Source organism: Pseudomonas sp. 20-5, assembly GCF_056782835.1.
Window position 1 is genome coordinate 1,538,319 of the sequence record NZ_CM165584.1, and the last position, 22,319, is coordinate 1,560,637.

Consider the following 22,319-nt stretch of genomic DNA (forward strand, 5'->3'; position numbering starts at 1 on the left):
CGCGCCCTGGAGCGCTCGAGGAAAGGCGGGACGACCCGCCGTTTTCCTCCCCGTGGTGTTGCCTAAGGTGTTGCGCCCGCCCGCGTCTGTCGCGCATGGGTCGGGGTGTGGCGCCTGGTCGGCGAGCGGGGTAGAGGGGCGCGTGGCCCCCGGCCTGTGCGCCCGCTTCCCGCCACGCCCTCAACTTCCCCCTTCGCGGCTGAACACCCGCGTCACTTCGCCGCCGAGGCGGAAACTGTTGAACGGCTCGCGGTCCTTCTTCGCCTCGAGCATCTTCGGCTCGCAGCGGTAGAGGGCGCAGTAGGGCTCCAGCCAGGCGTACTTGTTGTCGACCTTGAGGTCGGTCATGTCCTGGTCCTCGCCGGTCTTCTCCTCGAAGGTTTCCTCGTCGTCGACTCCCTTCATCACCCGCTCGGCCAGGCGCTGCAGGGCGCCGTGGTTCTCCTGGCGCAGGTCGACGCCGTTGACCTGGGCGAACGCGGCGATCATCGCCAGCGGTGGCAGCGCATAGTTGTGGTAGGCGAGGGCGCGCTGGCGGCGCTTGAGTTCGTTGGGCAGGAAGCCCTGCTCGTCGACCTGGTTGGCGGCGACCTTGAACTCGCTCACCGCCCAGTCGAAGAGGTCGCGGCGGTTGGTCACCACCGCGGTGGACATCACCGACCAGGCCGCCCAGTAGGAATGGTTGTTGATCTTCTTCAGCGGCAGGCCGCTCCAGTCGCGGACTACCTGGGTGCCGAGCCGGGCGAACCAGTCCTCGATTTCCCGGCTCTGCTCGGCGTGGGCCGCGAGCGGCCGCGAGCTGGAGAACTTCAGGCGCATGTAGGCGCCGGAGAGGCTGCCCAGCGCCCATTTGCGCATGGACTTGCCGGTGTGGTTGAAGTCGTCGCTCTGCAAGGCGCCGGCGCGGGCCCAGGCGCTCATCCAGTTCAGTGCGCAGGCCAGGTCGCCGTCGCGGCCGCTGCGCATGTACTGGGTGACCAGCTTGGTGGCGCCGCGCTCCATGTCGGTGATGTCCTTGATCTGCGAGCGGAAGGTCTTCTCCGCCTTGACGTTGAGGGTCGCCCGCGCCGAATCGGAGCCTTCGTACTTGCTGGTGAAGACCAGGCTGCCGGTATACGGCGGCGGCACCGCGGGGCAGCTGCCGGCGTTGCCCTTGCGCTCGCCGACCGCCGCGTAGTAGCCGGGCGGGGGTACCAGGTCGGCGGCCTGGCTGACCTGGCTGGCGAGCAATGCCGCGGCGAGGGCACCGGGCAGGGCGATACGGATCAGGTGGGACGTTTTCATCGTTTACCTCCCGGCCACCGACTGGCTGGCCTTGGCGGGCGCCGCCTGGCAGATGCTGGCCTGGACCTCCAGGCCCTGGGGCATGTCCTCCGGCGCTTCGATTTCCAGGGAAAGGAACTGCTGGTCGGCCCAGTCGCTGTCGTTGCGCAGCTGGAAGACGTAGCGGCCGCCGGTATCGACGGCTTTCGACTGCTCGATCTTCAACTGCTCGCGGCGGCCGTTCATGTACCAGATGGTGTTCTTCAACTCGTGTACCGAAGGGTCGCTGTAGGTCACGTCGGCGACGTAGCTGCCGCTACGGATCGGTAGCGCGGCGCTGTTCAGCAGCACCTCGTTGCGGCCCTGGCGCAGCTTGACCTTGCGGCTGAGTACGGTCTTCCGGCCGGAGCAGCCGTTGTCCACCAGCGGCATGGCCTGGCGGTAGAAGCTCTTCTGCGCCATGTCGTAGTGGGTGGCGAATTCCCAGATGAGGATCTTCGGCGGGTTCTTGTGGAATTCCTCGCTGGTCATGTACGCCAGCAGCGAACTGTCGAAGCCGCCGCCGGACACCGCGTTGTTGAGGATGTCGGCGCCGCTGAACTCCTCCAGGAAGCCGGCGAAGTTGTAGGCCGGGCCGCTGTTGGAGGTGCCGACCAGGGCGATCTGCGGGTTGCCGCCGTCGCCGAACAGGTCGCCGCTGTCGCTGGCGCCCACCGGCTCGGTCTCGAAGCGGTCGACGTACTGGGTGGCGTAGCTGTTGCCGCAGAGTTGCGCGGCGGCCTTGTGGAAGGTGCCGAGCTTGGACAGCAGGCCGACGCGCTTGCTTTCGAACTGCTTCTTCGGGATCTCCTCGAAGCCGGGCACCTGCTTCAGCGTCTCGGCCACGATCTTCGCGCTGCGCCGGGCGCCATGGGGAGTCCAGTGGTGGTCGCCCTTGAAGTAGTAGGCGTGCTCCTCCTTCTCGTCGAACAGCGGCGAGAAGTCCGGGGTCCAGATGCCGGCCTGGCGGAAGCGGGCGATGGTCGCCAGGTAGTTCTTCTTCGCCAGCTCGTAGTCGAAGCCGGCCTTTTCCGCCGGGCTGAGCTTCTCGCGGTTCACCAGGCCGCGGGTCGGCTGGTAGACCACCACCAGCTCGATGCCCTTGCGCTTGAGTTCGTCGCGCAGTGCGCGGAGTTCGCGCCAGCCTTCGGCGCTGGTGCCGAAGTCGGTACGCAGGTCGTAGGTGGTGCGGAACAGCCAGTCGTCCTGGGCCTGCACCAGGTGGGTGAAGAAGCCCAGGTACTTGGTGTTGTAGCGCGAGTCGTCGGCGGCGGCCGGGCACAGGTTGCCGGCCGGCAGCGCCTGGTAGCTCGGCGCCGCGCCGGGGTCGGCGGCCAGGGCTGCCTGGGCCAGGCAGAGGCCGGCGGCCAGGGCGCTCAGGCGGAACAGTCGGGAAGTGCGGGTTTTCATGCGTCTGGGTCCTCAGTCCTGGAGTTCGGCCTGGCTTTCCACGGGGTCGATCAGCACCGCCTTGTCCTGGCGCACCAGCAGGTCGAGGATCTGGTCCTGCTTCTCGCCGAGAACGCCGGGCAGGCTGATGCCGGAGGATTTGGTCGGGGCGAGCATCGCCACCCGGTACAGTTCGAGGCTCAGCGGCGAATCCACCGAGAGCGGGCCGGAGCCGTTGCCGGCGAGCTTGCCGCCGACCACGATCAGCGAGACCTTGGTGTCGAATGGGTCGAGGGCGATGTTGCGGTCGGTGTTGGTGAGGTCCTTGATGTGGCCGTACACGCCGATCAGCTGGTTGCCCGCCGCGAGGTTCTCGTAGAGGCGGATGTTCACGCTGTTGCGCACGCGGATGCCGTGGCGGCGGTTGGCCAGGACCTGGTTGCCCCAGAGCAGGTTGTCGCCGCTCTCGTAGAGGGTGATACCGTCGGAATGGTTGCGATAGACCTCGTTGTAGGCCACCAGGTTGCCCTCGCTGTTACGGTCGAGGACGATCCCGGAAAGCTTGTTCTCGTAGCTGCGGTTGTTGAAGATGAAGCTGTCGTTGACTTCCCGCGAGACGATGATGCCGTGCTTCTTCCTGGTCCCGTGGACGGTGTTGTCGGCGATGATCAGGCGGTGCGAACGGTCGTGCGGGTCGATGCCGTAGACGATGTTGTCGCGGTAGGTGTTGCCCTTCACCACCAGGTCGTCGGCCTCGTAGCAATAGAAGCCGTACCAGCTGTCGACGATGGTCGAGTCGATCACCCAGCCCTTGGGGCGCGGGCGCTTCATCTGCTTGTCCATGCCCGGGCTGTACTGCGAGATGGAGATGCCGTAGGCCTTGGAGGCGTTGTAGCCGAAGCTGGTGAAGGTGCTGTTGCTCAGGTACACCTCGGCGCCGCCCCAGGAGATCAGGAACGGACGGAACTCGTTGGGCGTCTTGAACCAGGCCGGCTCCTTCTTCGATTCGCTCCAGCCGGTGACCTTGCTGTCGCGGACGAACAGCATGCCGTCGTTGACCAGGAACGCGCCGCGCTCCTGGGACAGGCGCAGTTCCTTGACCTGCTTGTCGATGTCGAGGGTCGCGCCCTGGCTGACCACGATCGGCAGGCGGGCGACGAACACCCCCGGCTCGACCTGTTCCAGCGCGCTGGCGGGAAGCTTGCCGGCGAGCTGGGCGAGGTTCACGTAGCCGCCTTCGATGAAGATCGCCTGGGGCATCTGGCGCTGGCGCTTGACCCATTCGGCGAGGCGGTTGCTGCCACCGGTGAACTCCTTCAGCGGCTGCTGCTGGACCATGCGCTGCACGCTGGCGTGGCCACCCGGCTTGCGCACGATCTTGGCTTCCACCGCGGCGGCGGTGTAGCCGGAGAGGTCGGGCAGTTTCGGCGGGTCCAGGTGCAACGGTTCGGCCGGCGCGGTGGTCACCGTGTAGTTGCCGGTTTCCTTCAGGCCCTGGGTCAGGCCCGGCTCGTTGCCGGCCTGCGCCGGGACCGGCTGCGGTTTCTCCACCGGCTGCGCCGCCCACGCCTGGCCGTGCAGCAGCACCGCGCCGAGCACTGCCGCGGCCAGCGGGCGCAGGCGCGGGAGCCGGCGGCGGGGGATCGAAAGGGAAATGTCGGGCATGTCCGGTTTCCTCGCGGGGCTCAGAAGCGCCAGATGAAGTCGACGAAGGCGCGGTGCATGGTCGAGTCGGTGCCCGGCCCGTAGGCGTCGCCCGGCTTGAACAGGCCGCCGCGGAAGCGGATCAGCGCCGAGGGCTCGTCGACGTACTGGCTCATCGAGGCCGGCAGCAGGCCTTGCTTGAAGTACTTGGTCACCACCAGGTCGAGTTCCTGGCCGATGTCCTTCTCGCCCGGTTGCAGGGCGGCGTTGATGCCGCTGGTACCGATGTCGGAGTCGTCGTCGACGCGCCAGAACTTGTGGTAGACCAGGCTCGCGTCGTAGTCCTCGCGCAGTTGCCAGGAGCCGAACAGGGTGGCTGCCTGGAGGTTGCTCAGTTCGCCGCGGAAGGCTTCGCCGAAGCGGTGCACGCGCGAGCGGGTGCCGGTGAAGTTGGAGCGATTGCTCTCCAGCCCGGTCTGCTGGAACTGCTCCTCGCCGTCCTTGCCACCGCCGCTGCCGCGGGCGTAGCCGACGCCGGCCTTCCATTGCTCGTCGATGTTCCAGCGCAGGCCGAGGTCGACGCCGAAGGCATTGACGTCGCCGCTCTGCTTGCCGGTGGCGATGCGCCGGTCGTCGACCGTGGTGGTGGTCAGGTTGTCGCGGTCGCCGGTCAGCCAGGTGGCGCTGGCCCAGTAGTTCAGCGGCATGCTCGAACGATAGTTGTAGGCATCGCCGGTAGCCTCGATGCCGAGCCAGGTGAGCTGGCCGGTATAGGTCTTGTCGAGGTTGTCGACTTCCTCGCCGGGGCGGCGCAGGTGGCCGCTGTCGTCGGCGTGGTGGATGCGCACGCCGATGCGGTGGTGCGGCGCCCACTGGGTGGAAATGTCGCCGAACACATGGGTGCGGTCCTTGTCCTCCGGAGCCAGTTCGTCGAGGTCGGTGCGGTATTCGCTGAAACGCTGGGCGACCCCGGCGTGGGCGTTGAGCAGGGTGGTCTCGAAGCTCCAGTTCAGCGCCTCGATGTTGGTGTCCTGCCACTGGCCGCTGTCTTCCCGCAGGCGCTGGCGGCCGAAGCGCAGGTGCTCGCCGGGGTAGGCGGTGAGGCCGGCGTAGTCGACCCAGAATTCGCGTGCGGCGAGGTAGCTCTTGTCCGGCTCGCGACCGTCGTTGCGGCTGTTGTTGCCGTCGTCGGTGTCCGATTGCAGGGTGTCGGTCTCGATGGTGTCGGTGGCGGCCACCGCCTGGCCCATGAAGTAGGCGCTCCAGTCGCCCCACTGGCCGAAGGCCCAGGGCCGCAGGTCGATACCGATGTCGTTGAGGGTGCCGCCGGGAGCGGTGCCGAGGTCGCGATCGTTTTCCGATTCGCCGGTGATCTTCACGTCCAGGCCGAAGTTCTTCGGCGCCTCGCCGCTGTTGGCGGCGAACGCCGGCGCGCCGAGCAGCAGGGCGATGGCCAGGGACAGGGCGCGCGGCGCGAAGGACGGCCGCGGGTTGACGGAACGGGAGCTGTTCATAGGCTTTCTGGCTCTTCTTCGTTGATCGGCGAGTCCTGGCTCTGCAGCAGGCTGACGGTGGCCTGCCAGTTGTTGCCGCGGCTCTGTTGTTCGCGCTTGAGCAATTGCTGCGCCTGGCTGCGTTCGGCCGGCGGCAGTTGCGCTTCGATCTGCCCGAGCAGGTCGCTGGCCTGCGGTACCTGCTGCTGCACGGCGAGCTGGCCGAAGACGTAGGCGTTGACCCGGTTCGGCTGGATGCCGCGGCCCTGCGACCAGAGCTGGGCCAGGGCCATGTCGGCGCTGGCCTGGCCGGCGCGGGCGGCGAGGATCAGGTGGTCGACGGCCTTCTGCGGATAGACCTTGCCGAGGAAGCCGCGGCGGTAGATCTGCCCCAGGTAGTAGTTGGCCTGGGGTTCGCTGGCGGCGGCCTTGAGCAGGTGCCGCTCGGCCTTGCGCGGGTCCTGCGGCGCCCACTTGCCGTCGTAGTAGAGGCGCCCGAGGAGCAGTTCGGCGCGTGGCTGGGCGGCGTCCTGGGCGTTCTTCAGGTAGCCGAGCATCTTTTCCAGGTCGCCCTGGTCGGGATAGTCGTAGAGCAGCTTGGCCAGGCTGACCCAGGCCGCGGGGTAGCTCGGCGCGATCTCTTCCAGCAGCGCCTGGGCGGTCTGCGGGTCGGGCTGGCCGAGTTCGCCGTCGGCGAGCACCCCGGCCACCGAGTCGACCCGCTCGCCGGGCACCCGGCCGGCCTTGTAGGCGGCGCGCAGCTGTTCGAGCAGGACCTTCTGCTTTTCCGCGTTGCCCTGCATCTGGTAGACCGTGGCCAGTTCGTACCAGCACACGTCCATGCGCCGCAGCCAGCGCTGGCAGACCTGCTCGATCTCGCCCAGGTGCTGGGCGTAGGTGCCCTGGGTGCGGTAGAGGATGATCTGCGCCAGGTCGGCCTGCGGCAGTCCGCGCGCGCGCCACTGGTCGATGCGCTGCTGCGGGTCGATTTCCGGCCAGGACTGCGGGTACTGCAGGTAGAGCACGATGAGCGGCACCAGGGCACTGTCCTCGCCCTGTTCGAAGGCCTGGCTGAGCAGGCGCTCGGCCTCGCGGTGCTCGGCGTCGCTGGCGCCGGGCTTGGCCGCCAGCCACTTGCCAAGGCGCGCGCGGGCCCGCGGCGAGGTCTGCGCGGCCTCGCGGTAGAGCTTTTCGGCCTTGGCCTGCTGGGCGCTGTCGCCGCTGGCGACCTGCATGTCGGCGAGGCCGACCTGGGCGTCGGCGTAACCCATCGCGGCCAGGGCCTGGTAGTTGCTCTGGGCGGTGGCGAGGTCGCCGCGCTCCAGGGCCTCCTGGGCCAGGCGCTGGTCGGGCAGCCCGGCGCAGCCGGCGGCCAGGGCGATGGCCGAGGCCAGCAGCAGGTGCCGGGACGCCAGGGGCAGGGGAGGGAGGATGGGCATCTTCATGGTCGGGTACCGGTCAGCGAGCGGTGGCCAGGGTCACGGCCTTGTTCAGCAGGGTGCGGCCGGGCAGGCCGCCGATGCTGACCTCGGCCGGGCGGCCGGCGTACTGGGCGTCGAGCGGCTGGTCGGGCTGGATCTGCACGCGGATTTCCGAGGACAGGTCGCCGTCCACCGGCGCGGTGTTGACGATGCGGCCGCTGCGGTTGACGCCGTCGCCGGCGACCTGGAAGTTCACCCGGGTGCCCGGCGCCAGCTCGGCGGCGTTGCGGTAGGGGAAGCGCGCCTCGATGCTGGCCACGCTGTCGCGCGGCGCGAGGGTGAAGATCACCTGGCCCTTGTTGGCGTATTGCCCGTCGGCTACCAGTTGCTGGACCACGCGGCAGTCGCAGGGGCTGGTCAGGGTCCCTTTCATCTGGTGGCCGAAGAGCTTCTCGATGTTGCCCGGGTTGAGCTGCTCCTCGGTCAGGTTGCCCTTGAGCATGTCCAGCAGGTTGGCCGAGAAGGTAGCGATCGGCGCGCCTTTGGCGACTTCCGCGTTGGGCCCAAGAAGGCTCTGCACGGTGCCCTCGCGGGGCATGGTGATCTGCTGGTTGGGGACGCTGACCACGCCGGAATCGGCATGGGTGACGAAGTACAGGTTGTACATCTGGTTGAGGATGAAGGCGAAGGCGCCGACCCCGACGACGAAGATCGCGGTGCTCAGGGTCACCGCCCGGACCCGGCCGAAGAAGCCCATCCCGCCGTTGCCGCCGCCCTGCTTGCGGGCCTTGGTGAAGTTCTCGCGCTGGAGGGTATTGAGCATGTCGCCGACGCCGATCACCTCGCCGGCCAGGTAGGAGGTGATCAGGTAGCGCAGGGCCGCCACCTCGCGCGGCTTGAGGTTCTGGAACTCGCAGCCGACGCGGCGGCTGGCGGGGTCCACCGAGCGCACCTGGAACTCCACTTCGAGGGAAAAGCTGATGCTGTCGACCTGGAACAGCAGCTTGCCCTTGTACAGGTCGCCGGGCTGGATCGGCGCGCCGCTCGCGGTGAAGGCGAAGCCGCCGGCGGAGAGATCCAGCAGGCGTGCGTCGACGCCTTCGCGGTTGGCGCCGATGTAGCGGATGCGCGCCGGCAGCTTGACCCGGGCGAACTGGCGCTGGGCTTCGGATTCGTGCACGACGTTGACGTTGACGGCTGTATTCATGGTGTCGGGTCCTGTTCGGTCCAATCTGGGTCGATTTGCGCGCGGGCCGCGGCCCTGGCGTTGTCCGTAGTCGATTCGGTGGTCATACGATGGTCAGCAGCACGGCGACGAAGATGCTGGCGGCAGAGAAGGTCATGGCCCGCGACGACCAGGCGTTGAACCAGCGCTGGAAGCTGGCCAGGCCGCGCTCCAGCTTGGTCGGCTGGCGGGTCCAGGACTGCCGGTCGAGGCGGAAGAACACGTAGATCTTCACCAGCGCGCCGACGATCTGGTTGTAATAGAGGATCAGCGGATAGGCCGGGCCGATGCGGTGCCCGGAGAGCGAGAGGAGCAGGGTCAGCACCAGTCGGGTGAGGCCGATCCAGAGCAGGTACACCAGCAGGAAGGCGATGCTGTACTTGAGGCTGGCGAGGATCGCCACCACCAGGCCGAGCAGGCTGGTCCACATCGAGACGCGCTGGTCGAACAGCACCAGCATGGTGAACCAGCCCAGGCGCCGTGCGCCGAGCTTGAGCGCGCGCGAGTTCTGCCGCAGGTTGTTGCCGTACCAGCGGTACATCAGCTTGCGACTGGCCTTGATGAAGCTCTTCTCCGGCGGGTGCTCGACCGTGTTGATCGCCGCGTCGGGCACGTAGAAGGTGTCGTAGCCCAGGCGCATCAGGCTGAACCAGCTGGACTTGTCGTCGCCGGTGAGGAACTTGAAGCGACCCAGGCGCCAGTGCTCCAGGTGGTCGTTCTCGACGTCGGTGATGAACTCGGGGTTGGTCACCACCCGGGCGCGGAACACCGACATCCGTCCGGTCATGGTCAGCACGCGCTTGGACAGGGCCATCGAGCACATGTTGATGTGGCGCTGGGCGAAGCGCAGCTTGTGCCACTCGCTCATCACGTAGCCGCCCTGCACTTCGCAGAATTCATTGGTGGTGAGGCCGCCGACGTTGGGGAAGAGCTTGAACCAGGGCACGGTCTTCTTCACCACGCCGTGGTCGAGCACGGTGTCGCCGTCGATCACCGCGACCACCGCGTCGTCGTCCGGCAGGTGCCGGGAAATCGCGCGGAAGCCATAGGCCAGGCCGTCGCGCTTGCCGGTGCCGGGAATCCGCACGAAGTCGAGGCTGACCCGGTCCGGCGGGTTCATCTTCTCCCACAGAGAACGGACCAGGACCTCGTCGGACATCTCGACGATGGAGCAGACCACGGTGGTCGGGTAGCCGCTGTCGATGGCTTCGCGGATCACCGAGCGATAGACCATGGCAGTGGTCAGGGCGTCGATGCGGAAACTGGTGACCATCAGGAACACGTGCGACGGGTCGGCCGCGCTGCCCAACTGGCGCACGCGCCGGCGGTAGTACGGGTAGACCACGTGGAGGAACAGCATGCCGCGCAGGAAGTGCACGCCGCCCATGGAGTAGCGCCAGATGCCGACGGCGCCGATAAGCAGGATGAAATCCTTGGAGTCGGCGTCGAACACGGTCTTCGGCACTGCCAGCGCGAGCACCATCAGCAGGCTGAGGAACACCAGCCAGCCGGTGGCTTCGGCGAGGCCACGTTTGTAAGTTTCCATCATCAGTTCCATCGGGCTGGGGACCTTGGCCTCGACGCCGGCGTGCGCTTGTTGTTGTTATGGCGCACGCCGCGGAGACGGCCTTCGGTCCGAGGGCGATAAAGAGGTTCTTTACCGGCTCACGGGGCCAGGGGGCGGCCCGCTACCAGCAGATGCCCTCGGCCTGGGCAGTGGTGGTGTGCGGCATGAAGCCCACCAGGTCGACCAGCTTCTTGCCGCTCGGGGTCTTGTTCACCAGGTCGACGAACAGCTCGTCGCCATTGCCCAGCACCAGCACATCGGAACTCGCCACCACTTCGTCGAGGTCGGAGACCAGCAGTGAGGAGACGTGCGGGATCTTCGACTCGATGTATTCCTTGTTGGCCCCGTGGACACGCGCGTATTCGACGTTGCGGTCGAAGATGCGCAACTCGTAGCCCTTGCCGATGAGCATCTCGGCCAGCTCCACCAGCGGGCTTTCGCGCAAATCGTCGGTGCCGGCCTTGAACGACAGGCCGAGCAGACCGACCTTGCGGGTGTCGTGGCTGGTGATGAGATCGAAGGCCTTCTGCACCTGGTTGGAGTTGCTGCGCATCAACGAACCGAGCATCGGGTGCTCGACGTCCAGCTGGCTGGCGCGATAGGTGAGGGCGCGTACATCCTTGGGCAGGCAGGAGCCGCCGAAGGCGAAGCCGGGACGCATGTAGTAGCGCGACAGGTTGAGCTTGTGGTCCTGGCAGATCACGTCCATCACCTCGCGGCCGTCGACGCCGACCGCCTTGGCGATGTTGCCGATCTCGTTGGCGAAGGTGACCTTGGCGGCGTGCCAGACGTTGCAGGTGTACTTGATCATCTCGGCGACCTCGACGGTCTTGCGGATGATCGGCGCGTCCAGCTCGCGGTAGATTTCCTCGAGAAGGTCGCCGGTCTGCTTGTCCAGTTCGCCGATCACGGTCATCGGCGGGAAGTCGTAGTCCTTGATCGCGGTGCTCTCGCGGAGGAATTCGGGGTTGGTGCCGACGCCGAAGTCGACCCCGGCCTTCTTGCCCGAGCAGTCCTCGATCAGCGGGATCACCACGTTGTTGACGGTGCCCGGCAGTACGGTGCTGCGCACCACCACGGTGTGGCGTTCGGACTTCTCGCGGATGGCGAAGCCGATCTCGCGGCAGACGGTCTCGATGTAGCCCAGGTCCAGGTCGCCGTTCTTCTTGCTCGGCGTGCCGACGCAGATGAACGATACGTCGGAGTCCAGCACGGCCTTCTTGAAGTCGGTGGTGCCCGACAGCCGTCCGGTCTGCCGGCCTTGCTGCAACAACGCTTCCAGGCCCGGTTCGACGATGGGCGACTTGCCCTGGTTGATCAGGTCGATCTTGGTGCTGGAGACATCCACACCAATGACTTCATGACCGCGTGCCGACAGGCAGCCAGCACATACTGCACCGACATAGCCCAAACCAAAGATGCTGATTCGCATCGCATTCACCTCGATTGTTTGTCGCGCCGTTAATGAGGTGGCCGTATGGCCACTTCCCTATCTGGCGAGCCGTTACTACGAGCCCCGATCCAGAGCCCTTGATCCGCCTTCAGGCAGTTTCGAATAGAGTGCTTAGTTGTTCGGCACTCTAATAGGGCAAGTTATAAGTTCATGCCCTTTAATGTTTCAGGTGGGTTTCAATAACGGTGCATAACCCGACCTTGGATGCTTCGTTTTAGTTCGGTCCATAGAATTCAAGTTTCTAAAGGCCTTTAATTTCAACAGGTTGAGTTTGTCCCTCGGAGCGGAGTCCGATTATTCGAGACGGTTTCAAGTTGCTCTGCCCATAACTATCGATAGGCATCGCGGTGATAGGATGTTTTCTCTGCGAGGGAAGTTCCGGCCGTTTGTCCCGCTCGCGAAATATTTGGAAATATCCGTTTGATATCACTTGATACCAACTTGATGGCCTTTCCGTTAAATGCCTGCCAATGGCCACTAGTTGCAGAATGCATGGCGGCTGAAAGTTCCGCGTCACCGGAATGAAACAGAAGCCGCTTTTACCGCCTTAAGCAAACCTTAAGGATTCCTTAATCTTCGACCCATGCACTTTGCAATCGTAATTTGCATGTAATGGCGGGAGGCTGGTAATGGCCAATGGATTACGCCGGAGATGGCATTTCCGCCTTGAATTGGGGAAAAGTCTGTGGGCTGGGCGTGAAAAAATGTGATGCAGTTCCGCATGACTTGCAGACGAACGGTTGAGTAGGCCTATTCGCCACAAGGGCTTTTCCGGGGAGAAAGGCGACGCAGCAGGGGTGTCGGAGGGACGAACGGTAGCGCCAGGAGGCGTCGGCGTGCCGAAAGAGGAGCGGCCCGCCAGGACGGCGGGCCGGGGAGATCAGTCTTGCGGGGCGTCCCTGAGGAATACCAGCTGATCCGGGCCGGATTGCTCGGCGCTGAAGTAATAGCCGTGGGCATTGAAGTCCTTCAGCCCGGCCGGGTCGCGCAGGCGCTCGCGGATCACGTAGCGAGCCATCATGCCGCGAGCCTTCTTGGCGTAGAAGCTGATGATCTTGTACTGGCCGTTCTTCAGGTCCTTGAACTCGGTGTCGATGACCCGCGCTTGCAGCGCCTTGCGCTTCACCGCGCCGAAGTACTCGTTGGAGGCCAGGTTGAGCAGCACGTCGTCGCCCTGGGCGGCCAGCGCTTCGTTCAGCCACTGGCTGATACGCTCGCCCCAGAAGGCGTAGAGATCCTTGCCACGGGCGTTGGCCAGGCGGGTGCCCATTTCCAGTCGATAGGGCTGCATGAGGTCGAGCGGGCGCAGCACGCCGTAGAGACCGGAGAGCATGCGCAGGTGATCCTGGGCGAAGGCGAAATCGTCCTCGCCGAAGTCTTCCGCGTTGAGGCCGGTGTAGACATCGCCCTTGAAGGCGAGCAACGCCTGCTTGGCGTTCTCCGGGGTGAACTCCGGATGCCAGCTGGCGTAGCGAGCGGCATTCAGGCCGGCGAGCTTGTCGGAAAGCTTCATCAGTTCGCTGATCTGCAGTGGCGTGAGCTGGCGCAGTTGCTGGATCAGTTCCTGGGCGTGGTCCAGGTATTGCGGCTGGGTGAAGCGGTGGGTGACCGGCGGGGTCTCGTAGTCCAGGGTCTTGGCGGGGGAAATCACCATCAGCATCGTTCAGGCTCCTCGAATCGTCGGGCGATTGTAGGGGCTGGAGACGTCCGGCTCCACCTATGCGGTCGATAGGGAAAGGCGCCGCCGACCGAACGGCGCCGAGGTATCAGGCCTGGACGGGAGCGAGGTGCGCGGCGACGCTGCCCCGGGCGGCGAACACCACCAGGTGGTCGGCGGCGACGCGGATACCGACGTCATCGCCCGGCTGGTGGTCGGCATGGCTGGGGAAGATCGATTCCAGCTGGGTACCGGTGGGCAATTGCAGGCGGTACAGGGTGGCGGCGCCGAGGAAGGTCTTGCCGACGATCCGCGCCTTCAGCTCGCCCTGCGGCGCGTGCACCAGGTCGTCCGGGCGCAGCAGGACGTCTACCGCGCTGCCGGAAGGCAGGCTGTAGGCGCGATTGCCGCGGATCACGCCGAGTTCGGTCTGCACCGTATCGGGGCTGAGCAACTGGCCGCGAATGAAGTAGCCCTGGCCGACGAAGCTGGCGACGAAGGGCGTCAGCGGCTCGTGGTAGAGGTTGTAGGGGGTGTCCCACTGTTCCAGGTGACCTTCCTTGAACACGCCGATGTGGTCGCAGACGGCGAAGGCTTCTTCCTGGTCGTGGGTCACCAGGATCGCGCTGGTGCCGCGTGCCTTGAGGATCTCGCGAACCTCCTGGCTGAGGCTGCGGCGCAGTTCCACGTCGAGGTTGGAGAAGGGTTCGTCGAGCAGCAGCAACAGCGGTTCGGGCGCCAGCGCGCGGGCCAGGGCCACCCGTTGTTGCTGGCCGCCGGAGAGTTCGTGGGGGTGGCGCGCGGCGAGGTGGTCGAGCTTGACCAGCTCCAGAAGCTCGCGCACCAGGCGCTCGCGTTGTGGATGCTTGCGGATGCCGAAGCCGACATTGTCGGCCACGCTGAGATGGGGGAACAGCGCGTAGTCCTGGAACACCATGCCGATCCGGCGTTTCTCCGGCGCCAGGGTGAAGCCGGGACGCGAGATGACTTCGCCGCCCAGCTCGATCTGCCCGGCCAGCACCGGTTCGAAGCCGGCGATGGCGCGCAGGGTGGTGGTCTTGCCGCATCCCGAAGGACCCAGCAGGCAGCCGATGTCTCCGGCATTGAGGTGCAGGTCGAGGTCCTGCACCACTTTCTGCGAGGCGTAGCCGCAGGCGAGATCTTTCAGGTTCAGCAGCAGGTCGTGGCTCATGGGCTCAGGCGTAATGGGCGTGTTCGATCAGCAATTCGAGGAGGGCCTTCTGCGCGTGCAGACGGTTCTCTGCCTGGTCCCAGGCTACCGAGCGCGGGTCGTCCAGCAACTCTTCGCTGATTTCCTCGCCGCGGTGGGCCGGCAGGCAGTGCATGAATAGTACATCGTCGGCGGCCCCATCGAGCAACGCGGCGTTCACCTGGTAGGGACGGAACAGGGCGATGCGCGCGGCGGCTTCGTCTTCCTGGCCCATCGAGGCCCACACGTCGGTGCTCACCAGGTGCGCGCCGGCCACCGCCTCGCGCGGGTCGCGGACGACGCGCAGGCGGTCGCCGGCAAGGGCGACGAACTCGGCCTTCGGCTCGTAGCCCTCGGGGCAGGCCACGCGCAGCTGGAAGTCGAACTTCAGCGCCGCTTCTATATAGCTGTTGCACATGTTGTTGCCGTCGCCGATCCAGGCCACGGTCTTGCCCTGGATGCTGCCGCGGTGCTCGTGGAAGGTCTGCATGTCGGCGAGCAACTGGCAGGGGTGCAGGTCGTCGGACAGGCCGTTGATCACCGGCACCTTCGAGTGCGCGGCGAATTCCGTCAGGGTGGCGTGGGCGAAGGTGCGGATCATCACGCCGTCGAGCATCCGCGACATGACCCGGGCGCTGTCGCCGATCGGCTCGCCGCGGCCGAGCTGGGTGTCGCGCGGGGAGAGGAAGATCGCCTGGCCGCCGAGCTGGATCATCCCGGCTTCGAAGGACAGGCGGGTACGGGTCGAAGCCTTCTCGAAGACCATGCCCAGGACCCGGCTCTTCAGCGGCTCGTAGAGCACGCCTCGGTTGCGCAGGTCCTTCAGCTCGCTGCCGCGGCGGATCAGACCGATCAGCTCTTCGGGGCTGTAATCCATAAACGAGAGAAAGTGCCGTACGCTCATCGCTGACTACCTTTTATTTTTACTGCTGGCCGAGGCACTGGCCGGCTTTCGCGAGAGAAAACGGGACTGGACCTGCGGCGGGACCGCAACGTGCGGGAAAATAGGGGAAGGCGCGATCTTATAAGGAAATGTCGCGGAAACACAAGGAGGGGCTTGGAAGGCGCGGGTTACGGGGTTTTTCCCGGGTCTTCGCCGTTGTCCCGCCGCCAAAGTCCCGCCTCGTCGATCTATCGGTTGGGCGGGGCGACGCTTTATGCTGTGCGCGCCCGAATACCTTCATGGAGGAGGCGGGTTTCGGACCAGGGAGGTCGAACATGCACACGGGAGAAACACTCGCCGCCGCGCCGCCGGCACGGCCATTGCGCCAATCGCGGCTGGGCGGCCTGTCGCTGTTCCTCGCCCTGGCCGGGGTCGCCATCGCGCTGGCGGTGATGGCGCTGGCGCTCGGCGAGCGGATCGACCTCAGCGACGAGAACCATCTGCTCGGCCTGTTCGCCGCCTTGCTGGCGGTCTTCGCGGTATCGACCTGCGGCCTGGTGCTGGGCCTGGCCGGCCTGCTCAGGCGCAGCCGCAAGCGTCACCTGGCCCTGGCCGGCATCGTCCTCAACCTGTCGTGCCTGCTCTGGGGCTGGCATGCGCTGAGCACGGCGGCGGCCGCGATCCTGATGGTCCTGGGGCAAACCGGGTTGTCGTTCCTCAGCGCCCTGGCGGTGCTGTTCGGCATGATCTTCTTCCGCCAGGCCTGACCCGTTCAGCGACTGTGCGCAGGCAGCCTGGGCGCCCGCGGTTCGGCCGCTCGTTCATCGGATTGCCGGATTGCAGCCATTCGTCGCGGATTTGCAGGGGGAGGGGCTCAGCCGGGGAAGGAGGGTGCGAGAGGAGCAAAAGGTGAGCCCCGGAGGTGCGGATCTCCGGGGCTCGTGCGGCACGGTGGTGCGGGCACCGGGTCGCGATCAGCGCTGGAAGGGATAGTACAGCGCTGGATGGACAGTATAGCGCTATGCATTTCGCATGAATCCTTTAGTTAGGTCTTTTTCTCATATTTGCAGCGGTTTCGTGACCGAGGGCAATGAAGTGGCTTTTTCCCCTTGCCGCCCGCCGGAACCCATCCAACGGCTGGCATGCCCTCGTAACCGAAGTCAGAAACGCCAGTCGACGGCCAGTCCGACGCCATGGTCCTTCTCGCGGCTGCCCAGCAGGCCGTTGTAGCCCAGCCGCACGCTCACTTCGCGATTCACCGCGAGGCTGGCGTCGACGCCGAGCAGCGCGGCGTCGCGGGACAGGGCCACGCTTTCCACGCTGAATGGCTGGCTGCCGCTGGCGAACGCCAGGTGGCGTTGCGGGGTGGTGTCGCTCAGGTTGTGGCGCCAGCCGAGGGTGCCGGAGAGCGCCAGGCGGCGTCCGGCATCCAGCTCGAAATGCCGTTTCGCGCGCAGGCCCAGGGTGGTGAAGGCGGCGTCCAGGTTGTCGTCGCCACCCTCCAGGGCCGCGGCGCTACCGCGTTCGCGGAAGTCATCGCTGGCGACGTGCACGTAGGCCAGCCCGGCGAAGGGTTCCAGCTCCAGGCTGCGCCAACCCAGCGCGTAGGCGGCCTCGGCGAACAACTGGCTGCTCTGTGCGTCGAGCTTGGCCTTCTGCTTGCCGGCCACGGCGCCGTATTGCAGGTCGCGCTTGACCTCGGCGCGGTGCCAGGCGTGCGCTGCGCCGAGGCTCAGGCGCCATTGCTGCAATTGCCGGCCGAGGTAGGCGCCGAGGTGGTAGCTGTCGATGCTGGCGGAGGATTGCAGGCTGCTGTCCATGTTCAGCGAGCTGTTGCTGTAGCCGGCCACCAGGCCGAGGCGCGTGTCGCTGGCGACCTGGCTGTCGACGCCGAGCAGGAAGCCGCCGACCGAATGCCGGTAGCCTTCGCTACCGTGGCTGCCATCGGCGCTCTTGCCCCAGGAGCCGAGCGCCTTGAACCAGCCTTCGGGAGCCTCCCCGCCGGCCTCGCCGTCGCTGGTCTGGCGCAGGCGTTCGCCGACGCTGTCGCGCAGATAGCGGCTGTCGTTGAGCAACAGGCCGGCGAGCGCCGGGTAGATTTCCCCGGACAATTGCTGGAAGGCCCGTTGGGCGGTTGCGGCGTTTTCCGACAGGAGCAGGCTTTCGTAGACCGGGTTGCCGGCGCCGAGCGTTTCCACGGCCCCAGCGACCGCCGCCTGGTTGGGCGTCTGCGCGACGCTGGCGAGGGTCGTGCCGTTGCGTCCGATATCCAGGCGGATGGCGTTGGCCGCGTAGTCCAGGGTGCCGCCGAGGAACAGGTAGTTCGGCAATACCGCGTCGAAGCGCCCGTCGATGCCGCCGGCGGCGTCGAGGATGTCGTAGCGGCGGCCGACCAGGCTCTCGACCTGGGACTGGCTGAGCAGGTCGGGGCTGTTTTCCATGGCCAGGGTGACGTTGCCGCCCGCGATGCTCGCCTTGCCGCTGGCGACGATCCGGTCGCTGGCGCTTTCCGAAAGCTCCACCGCGTAGGTCGAGCCGGATTCGAAGCGCAGGTCCCCGGCGACCTCCAGGGTGCCGATGGAGTTGCCCGCGGCCACCGTGCCGCCGGAGCGCGCCAGCAGGCCGCCGATCCTGCCGCTGCCGCCGAGGGTGCCGCCGGCATTGACTTCGACGGCGGACAGCAGCGAACCGTCGACGCTGAGCAGCCCGCCATCGACCAGGGTCGGCCCGCGATAGGTGCTGTCGCCGCTCAGGACCAGGCTGCCGGCACCGGCCTTGACCAGGCTGCCCTGGTACTGGCGCTGGGCGGCGGCCTGGTCGCGGGCCATGCCGATGGCATAGTCGGTGCGTTCCTGCTGGCTGGCACCGGCCGGCAAGCCGTTTTCCCAGCCCTTGTCCTTCAGCGTCCGCTGCCAGGCCGCGTGCTCGGCGGCGTCCTCGGCCTGGCGCTGGAGCAGGGCGCTATCGGAAATCGGGTTGCTCCATTCGTCGCGCAGGCCGGCCGGGAGGTTGGCCTCGAAGCGGCCGAGCAATTGTCCAGGCCCATGCATCGCCCGACCGAGATCCGGCACGCCCCAGCCGACGGTGTCGGTGGGGGCGCCGGTCGGCGTGCCGTCGAGCTGGGTGGCGGTGGTCAGCAGAACCTGCAGCGCCTGCTCGTTGTTCAGGTACGGATAGCGCTGCATGACCAGGGCCAGCGCGCCGGTGGCGTGGGGCGCGGCCATCGAGGTACCGGACTTGTTGGCATAGCCGCCGCCGGGCATGGTGCTGTTGATCAGGCGGCCGGGCGTGGTGATGCACCAGTACTTGGCGATGCCGCAGCGGTTGTAGCGCTGGCCGTTCTGCTGGTCGAGGCCGGACACGGCCAGCCAGTGGCCTTCCAGGTCCGGCTGGAAGTAGGGCAGGGCGGAGCGCACGCTGGCGTTGGCGTAGCCGCTGTTGCCGGCGCTGAAGACGTTGATCACGCCCTGGCGGGAGACGCCGGCGGCGGCGTCCAGCCAGGTGGAGCGCCCGTAGTGCTGGGCATAGGCGGCGTGCAGGCCGTCGAGGGTCTCGTAGCTGACGTCCTTGGGCTGGCTGCCCCAACTGTTGTTGATCGCCCGCACCCCGGCGTCGGCCAGCGCCTGGTAGGCGGCCTTGAAATAGTTCGGGTCGGGCGTCGGGCCGAACAGGAAGCTGTCGTTCTGGTTGGTGTTGGCGACGTACACCTGTGCCGCGTAGGCCACCCCGTGCATGCCGACGCCGTCGCGCGAGGCGCCGAGGGTGCCGCCGACGTGGGTGCCGTGGGAGTCGTTGTTGCCGTTCATCGCGCCGCTGACGCTGAACGGCGTGCCGTCGACATAGGTGCCGCTGGCCGTCACCGGCTGGTAGCGCGAGGCGGGGGTATCCGGATGGCTCGGGTCGAAACCGGAGTCCATCTCGCCGATCTTCACGCCCTGGCCGTCGATGCCGGCGGCATAGGCCTGGTCGGCCCGCATCCGTTCCAGGCCCCAGTCCTGCTGGTATTCGGCGGAGCGCCAACTGGCCGGATCGCCGGGCCGACCGGCTTCGACATAGGCGGCCGTGGCCGGCTGGGCGATCCAGGCGCCCAGCAGCAGGGCGGCTGACAACGAGGTGGGGCGAGGGCGGAAGGAGTGGTCGTCGGTCATGCGGTCTCCACGCTTTATTGGTCTTGTCGGACAGGGGTGGACTCGAAGAGACAAGGTTTAGCACCGGCTTTCGCCGCGCCGGAATTCCCAGGTGGATAGTTGACAGCCGGACAAACGGCACGCCTCCCCTCTACCGCGCCCATCGGCCAGCCTGATGCCTGGCGATTCAGCCGACTGACGCTGCTGGCGCGGCGGCGGAAGGCGCCGCATAGTGCCGATTCGACGACTAGACCGGTCGTCTGGTCCTCGCGTACGCGCCGGGCCGCGACGGCCGGCGACGACAATGAAGAGGCGAGCCATGAGCAAGACCCTCCACTACCGTGCGTGCCATCTCTGCGAGGCCATCTGCGGGCTCGCCATCGAGACCGAGAGCGACGAGGGCGGCGTGCCGCGGATCCGCTCGATCAAGGGCGACCCGCAGGACAGCTTCAGCCGCGGCCATGTCTGTCCCAAGGCGGTGGCCCTGCAGGACATCCAGGACGACCCCGACCGCCTGCGCCAGCCGTTGCGCCGGGTCGGCAGCGAGTGGCAGCCGATCGGCTGGGACGAGGCCTTCGCGCTGGTGGCCAGCCGCCTCGGCGAGATCCGCGAGCGCCATGGCAACGATGCGGTGGCGGTCTACCAGGGCAATCCGAGCGTGCACAACTACGGCCTGATGACCCATAGCAACTACTTCCTCGGCCTGCTGAAAACGCGCAACCGCTTCTCCGCGACTTCCGTCGACCAGTTGCCGCATCACCTGGTCAGCCAGCAGATGTACGGCCATGGTTTGTTGATCCCGATCCCCGACATCGACCACACCGACTTCATGCTGGTGCTCGGCGGCAACCCGCTGGCGTCCAACGGCAGCATCATGACCGTGCCGGACGTGGAGAAGCGCCTGAAGGCGCTGAAGGCACGCGGCGGCCGGTTGGTGGTGGTCGATCCCCGGCGCAGCGAGACCGCGGCTATCGCCGACCGGCACCTGTTCATTCGTCCCGGCCAGGATGCGGCGCTGTTGCTCGGGATACTCAACACCCTGTTCGAGGAGAACCTCGGTCGCCCCACGCCGCTGCCGGTCGACGGGCTGGAGCGGGTGCGCGAGGCGGTCGCGGCCTTCGACGCCGAGTCCATGAGCGCGCGCTGTGGCGTGCCGGCCGAAAGCATTCGCCAACTGGCGCGGGATTTCGCCGCCGCCGAACGGGCGGTCTGCTATGGCCGGATGGGCGTTTCCACCCAGGCCTTCGGCACGCTCTGCCAGTGGCTGGTGCAACTGATCAACCTGGTCACCGGCAACCTCGACCGGGTCGGTGGCGCGCTGTGCACCTCGCCGGCCCTGGACCTGGTGGCGAGTACCTCGGGTGGCCACTTCGGCCGTTGGCGCAGCCGCGTCTCGGGGCTGCCGGAATATGGCGGCGAACTGCCGGTGGCGGCATTGGCGGAAGAAATCCTCGGTGAAGGCGAGGGGCAGGTGCGCGCGCTGGTCACGGTAGCCGGCAACCCGGTGCTGTCCACGCCCAACGGGAGGCGGCTCGAACAGGCCCTGGACGGCCTGGAGTTCATGCTCAGCATCGACCTCTACATCAACGAGACGACCCGCTACGCCGATCTCATCCTGCCGCCCACCGCGCCGCTGGAGCACGATCACTACGACACCACCTTCAACGTCTTCGCCGTGCGTAACGTGACCCGTTTCAACGAGGCCGTGCTGCCGCGTCCCGAGGGTGCGCTGCACGACTGGGAGATCTTCGTCGGCCTGGCGCGGGCCTTCGCCGCGCGCAACGGCCTGGAGCTGAAACCGACCCTGGAGCCGCAGCAGATGATCGACCTCGGCCTGCGCGCTGGCGCCTACGGCGACCGTTCCGAGCACAGGCTGAGCCTGGCCACTCTGCGCGAACATCCCCACGGCATCGACCTTGGGCCGCTGCGGCCGAACCTGGCGCCGCGCCTGAAGACCGCCGACCAGCGCATCCAGGCCGCGCCGCCGCTGTTCGTCGACGACCTGCAACGCTTCGCCGCACAGCCGCTGCCTGCGTCCGGCCAGTTGTTGCTGATCGGACGACGCCACGTGCGCAGCAACAATTCCTGGATGCACAACTACCATCGCCTGGTGAAGGGCAACCCGCGTCACCAGTTGCTGATGCACCCGCGGGACCTGGAGGGTCGCGGCCTGGTCGACGGGCAACGGGTGCGGGTGCGCTCGCGGGTCGGCAGCGTGGAGGTGGAGGTGGCGGCGAGCAGCGAGATGATGCCCGGGGTGGTCAGCCTGCCGCACGGCTGGGGCCACGCGCGGCCCGGCGTGCAACTGGCGATCGCCCGCGCCCAGGCCGGCGTCAGCGCCAACGACCTGACCGACGAGCGTCATCTCGACCTGCTGTCGGGTAACGCCGCGCTCAACGGCCTGCCGGTGGAGGTGGAAGCGGCCTGAGCGGGTCGACGGAACGCGAGAGTAAAGCCGAGCGTCGCGCTAGGCTTTCCGATACAATACCGGTCATTATTTGCCGAGTTACCGTGTCGAAACGTTCCTGTTGAGGTAAGCCATGGACATCATCGAAACCATTAAAGAGCAGATCGCCAACAACCCCATCCTGCTGTACATGAAGGGTTCGCCGAACGCCCCGCAGTGCGGTTTCTCCTCGCGCGCGGCCCAGGTGCTGATGGCCTGTGGCGAGAAGTTCGCCTACGTCGACATCCTGCAGAACCCGGAAATCCGCGCCAACCTGCCGAAGTACGCGAACTGGCCGACCTTCCCGCAGCTGTGGGTCAATGGCGAACTGGTCGGCGGCAGCGACATCCTCGCCGAGATGTTCGAGAAGGGCGAACTGCAGACCCTGGTCAAGGACGCGGCGGCCAAAGCCAACGCCTGATCCGCGCATCCGACGAAGAGCCCCGCCTTGTGCGGGGTTTCTTTTTTGTCCGGAGAAACCAGCAAGGAAACCGGGAGCCTC

15 protein-coding genes are annotated in these 22,319 nt (G+C 66.7%); 3 read left to right on the forward strand and 12 right to left on the reverse strand.

Annotation, left to right across the window (positions count from 1 at the left end):
• Positions 1-180 precede the first annotated feature (180 nt).
• From algL to argF, 11 genes are all read right to left on the reverse strand, one after another.
• A complete protein-coding gene (algL, locus tag AC1RB9_RS07190) occupies positions 181-1,284 on the reverse strand; it encodes an alginate biosynthesis protein AlgL (protein ID WP_003453578.1) in 1,104 nt (367 codons plus the stop codon).
• Positions 1,285-1,287: 3 nt separating this feature from the next.
• The gene (gene algX / locus AC1RB9_RS07195; protein WP_003092107.1) at positions 1,288-2,712 is read right to left on the reverse strand and encodes an alginate biosynthesis protein AlgX; all 1,425 of its coding nucleotides are present in this window, start codon (positions 2,710-2,712) and stop codon (positions 1,288-1,290) included.
• 12 nt (positions 2,713-2,724) lie between these two features.
• On the reverse strand, positions 2,725-4,356 hold the full coding sequence (gene algG, locus AC1RB9_RS07200) for a mannuronan 5-epimerase AlgG (RefSeq protein ID WP_003453577.1): 1,632 nt from the start codon (positions 4,354-4,356) through the stop codon (positions 2,725-2,727).
• A 20-nt stretch (positions 4,357-4,376) separates the two neighbouring features.
• Complete coding sequence (gene algE / locus AC1RB9_RS07205) at positions 4,377-5,849, reverse strand: outer membrane porin AlgE (protein ID WP_003092105.1); 1,473 nt, start codon at positions 5,847-5,849, stop codon at positions 4,377-4,379.
• On the reverse strand, positions 5,846-7,273 hold the full coding sequence (algK, locus tag AC1RB9_RS07210) for an alginate biosynthesis TPR repeat lipoprotein AlgK (protein WP_003112887.1): 1,428 nt from the start codon (positions 7,271-7,273) through the stop codon (positions 5,846-5,848). The genes algE and algK overlap by 4 nt, the downstream gene beginning before the upstream one ends.
• Positions 7,274-7,286: 13 nt before the next feature.
• Positions 7,287-8,456 carry an alginate biosynthesis protein Alg44 gene (alg44, locus tag AC1RB9_RS07215; protein WP_003092101.1) on the reverse strand — a complete coding sequence of 390 codons (1,170 nt, stop codon included), beginning with the start codon at positions 8,454-8,456 and terminating at the stop codon, positions 7,287-7,289.
• An 82-nt stretch (positions 8,457-8,538) separates the two neighbouring features.
• On the reverse strand, positions 8,539-10,023 hold the full coding sequence (alg8, locus tag AC1RB9_RS07220; RefSeq protein ID WP_003119545.1) for a mannuronan synthase: 1,485 nt from the start codon (positions 10,021-10,023) through the stop codon (positions 8,539-8,541).
• Positions 10,024-10,162: 139 nt separating this feature from the next.
• Positions 10,163-11,473 carry a GDP-mannose 6-dehydrogenase gene (algD, locus tag AC1RB9_RS07225; RefSeq protein ID WP_003110461.1) on the reverse strand — a complete coding sequence of 437 codons (1,311 nt, stop codon included), beginning with the start codon at positions 11,471-11,473 and terminating at the stop codon, positions 10,163-10,165.
• 901 nt (positions 11,474-12,374) lie between these two features.
• Complete coding sequence (yaaA, locus tag AC1RB9_RS07230; RefSeq protein WP_003092094.1) at positions 12,375-13,154, reverse strand: peroxide stress protein YaaA; 780 nt, start codon at positions 13,152-13,154, stop codon at positions 12,375-12,377.
• A gap of 106 nt (positions 13,155-13,260) precedes the next feature.
• On the reverse strand, positions 13,261-14,343 hold the full coding sequence (locus AC1RB9_RS07235) for an ABC transporter ATP-binding protein (RefSeq protein ID WP_003092092.1): 1,083 nt from the start codon (positions 14,341-14,343) through the stop codon (positions 13,261-13,263).
• A 4-nt stretch (positions 14,344-14,347) separates the two neighbouring features.
• Entirely contained in the window at positions 14,348-15,265 is a 918-nt protein-coding gene (gene argF / locus AC1RB9_RS07240) for an ornithine carbamoyltransferase (protein WP_003092090.1), read from the reverse strand.
• A gap of 314 nt (positions 15,266-15,579) precedes the next feature.
• Between argF and AC1RB9_RS07245 the strand changes: the two genes are divergently transcribed.
• Positions 15,580-16,011: a hypothetical protein gene (locus tag AC1RB9_RS07245; protein ID WP_003104261.1), complete on the forward strand. Its 432-nt coding sequence runs from the start codon at positions 15,580-15,582 to the stop codon at positions 16,009-16,011.
• A gap of 393 nt (positions 16,012-16,404) precedes the next feature.
• Here AC1RB9_RS07245 and eprS read toward each other — a convergent pair whose 3' ends face one another.
• Entirely contained in the window at positions 16,405-19,392 is a 2,988-nt protein-coding gene (gene eprS / locus AC1RB9_RS07250) for an autotransporter serine peptidase EprS (RefSeq protein WP_003104263.1), read from the reverse strand.
• A gap of 298 nt (positions 19,393-19,690) precedes the next feature.
• Between eprS and AC1RB9_RS07255 the strand changes: the two genes are divergently transcribed.
• On the forward strand, positions 19,691-21,799 hold the full coding sequence (locus tag AC1RB9_RS07255; protein WP_003453575.1) for a molybdopterin oxidoreductase family protein: 2,109 nt from the start codon (positions 19,691-19,693) through the stop codon (positions 21,797-21,799).
• 112 nt (positions 21,800-21,911) lie between these two features.
• Positions 21,912-22,238, forward strand: coding sequence for a Grx4 family monothiol glutaredoxin (gene grxD / locus AC1RB9_RS07260; RefSeq protein WP_003092082.1), 327 nt, complete (start codon positions 21,912-21,914; stop codon positions 22,236-22,238).
• The last annotated feature ends 81 nt before the right edge of the window (positions 22,239-22,319 follow it).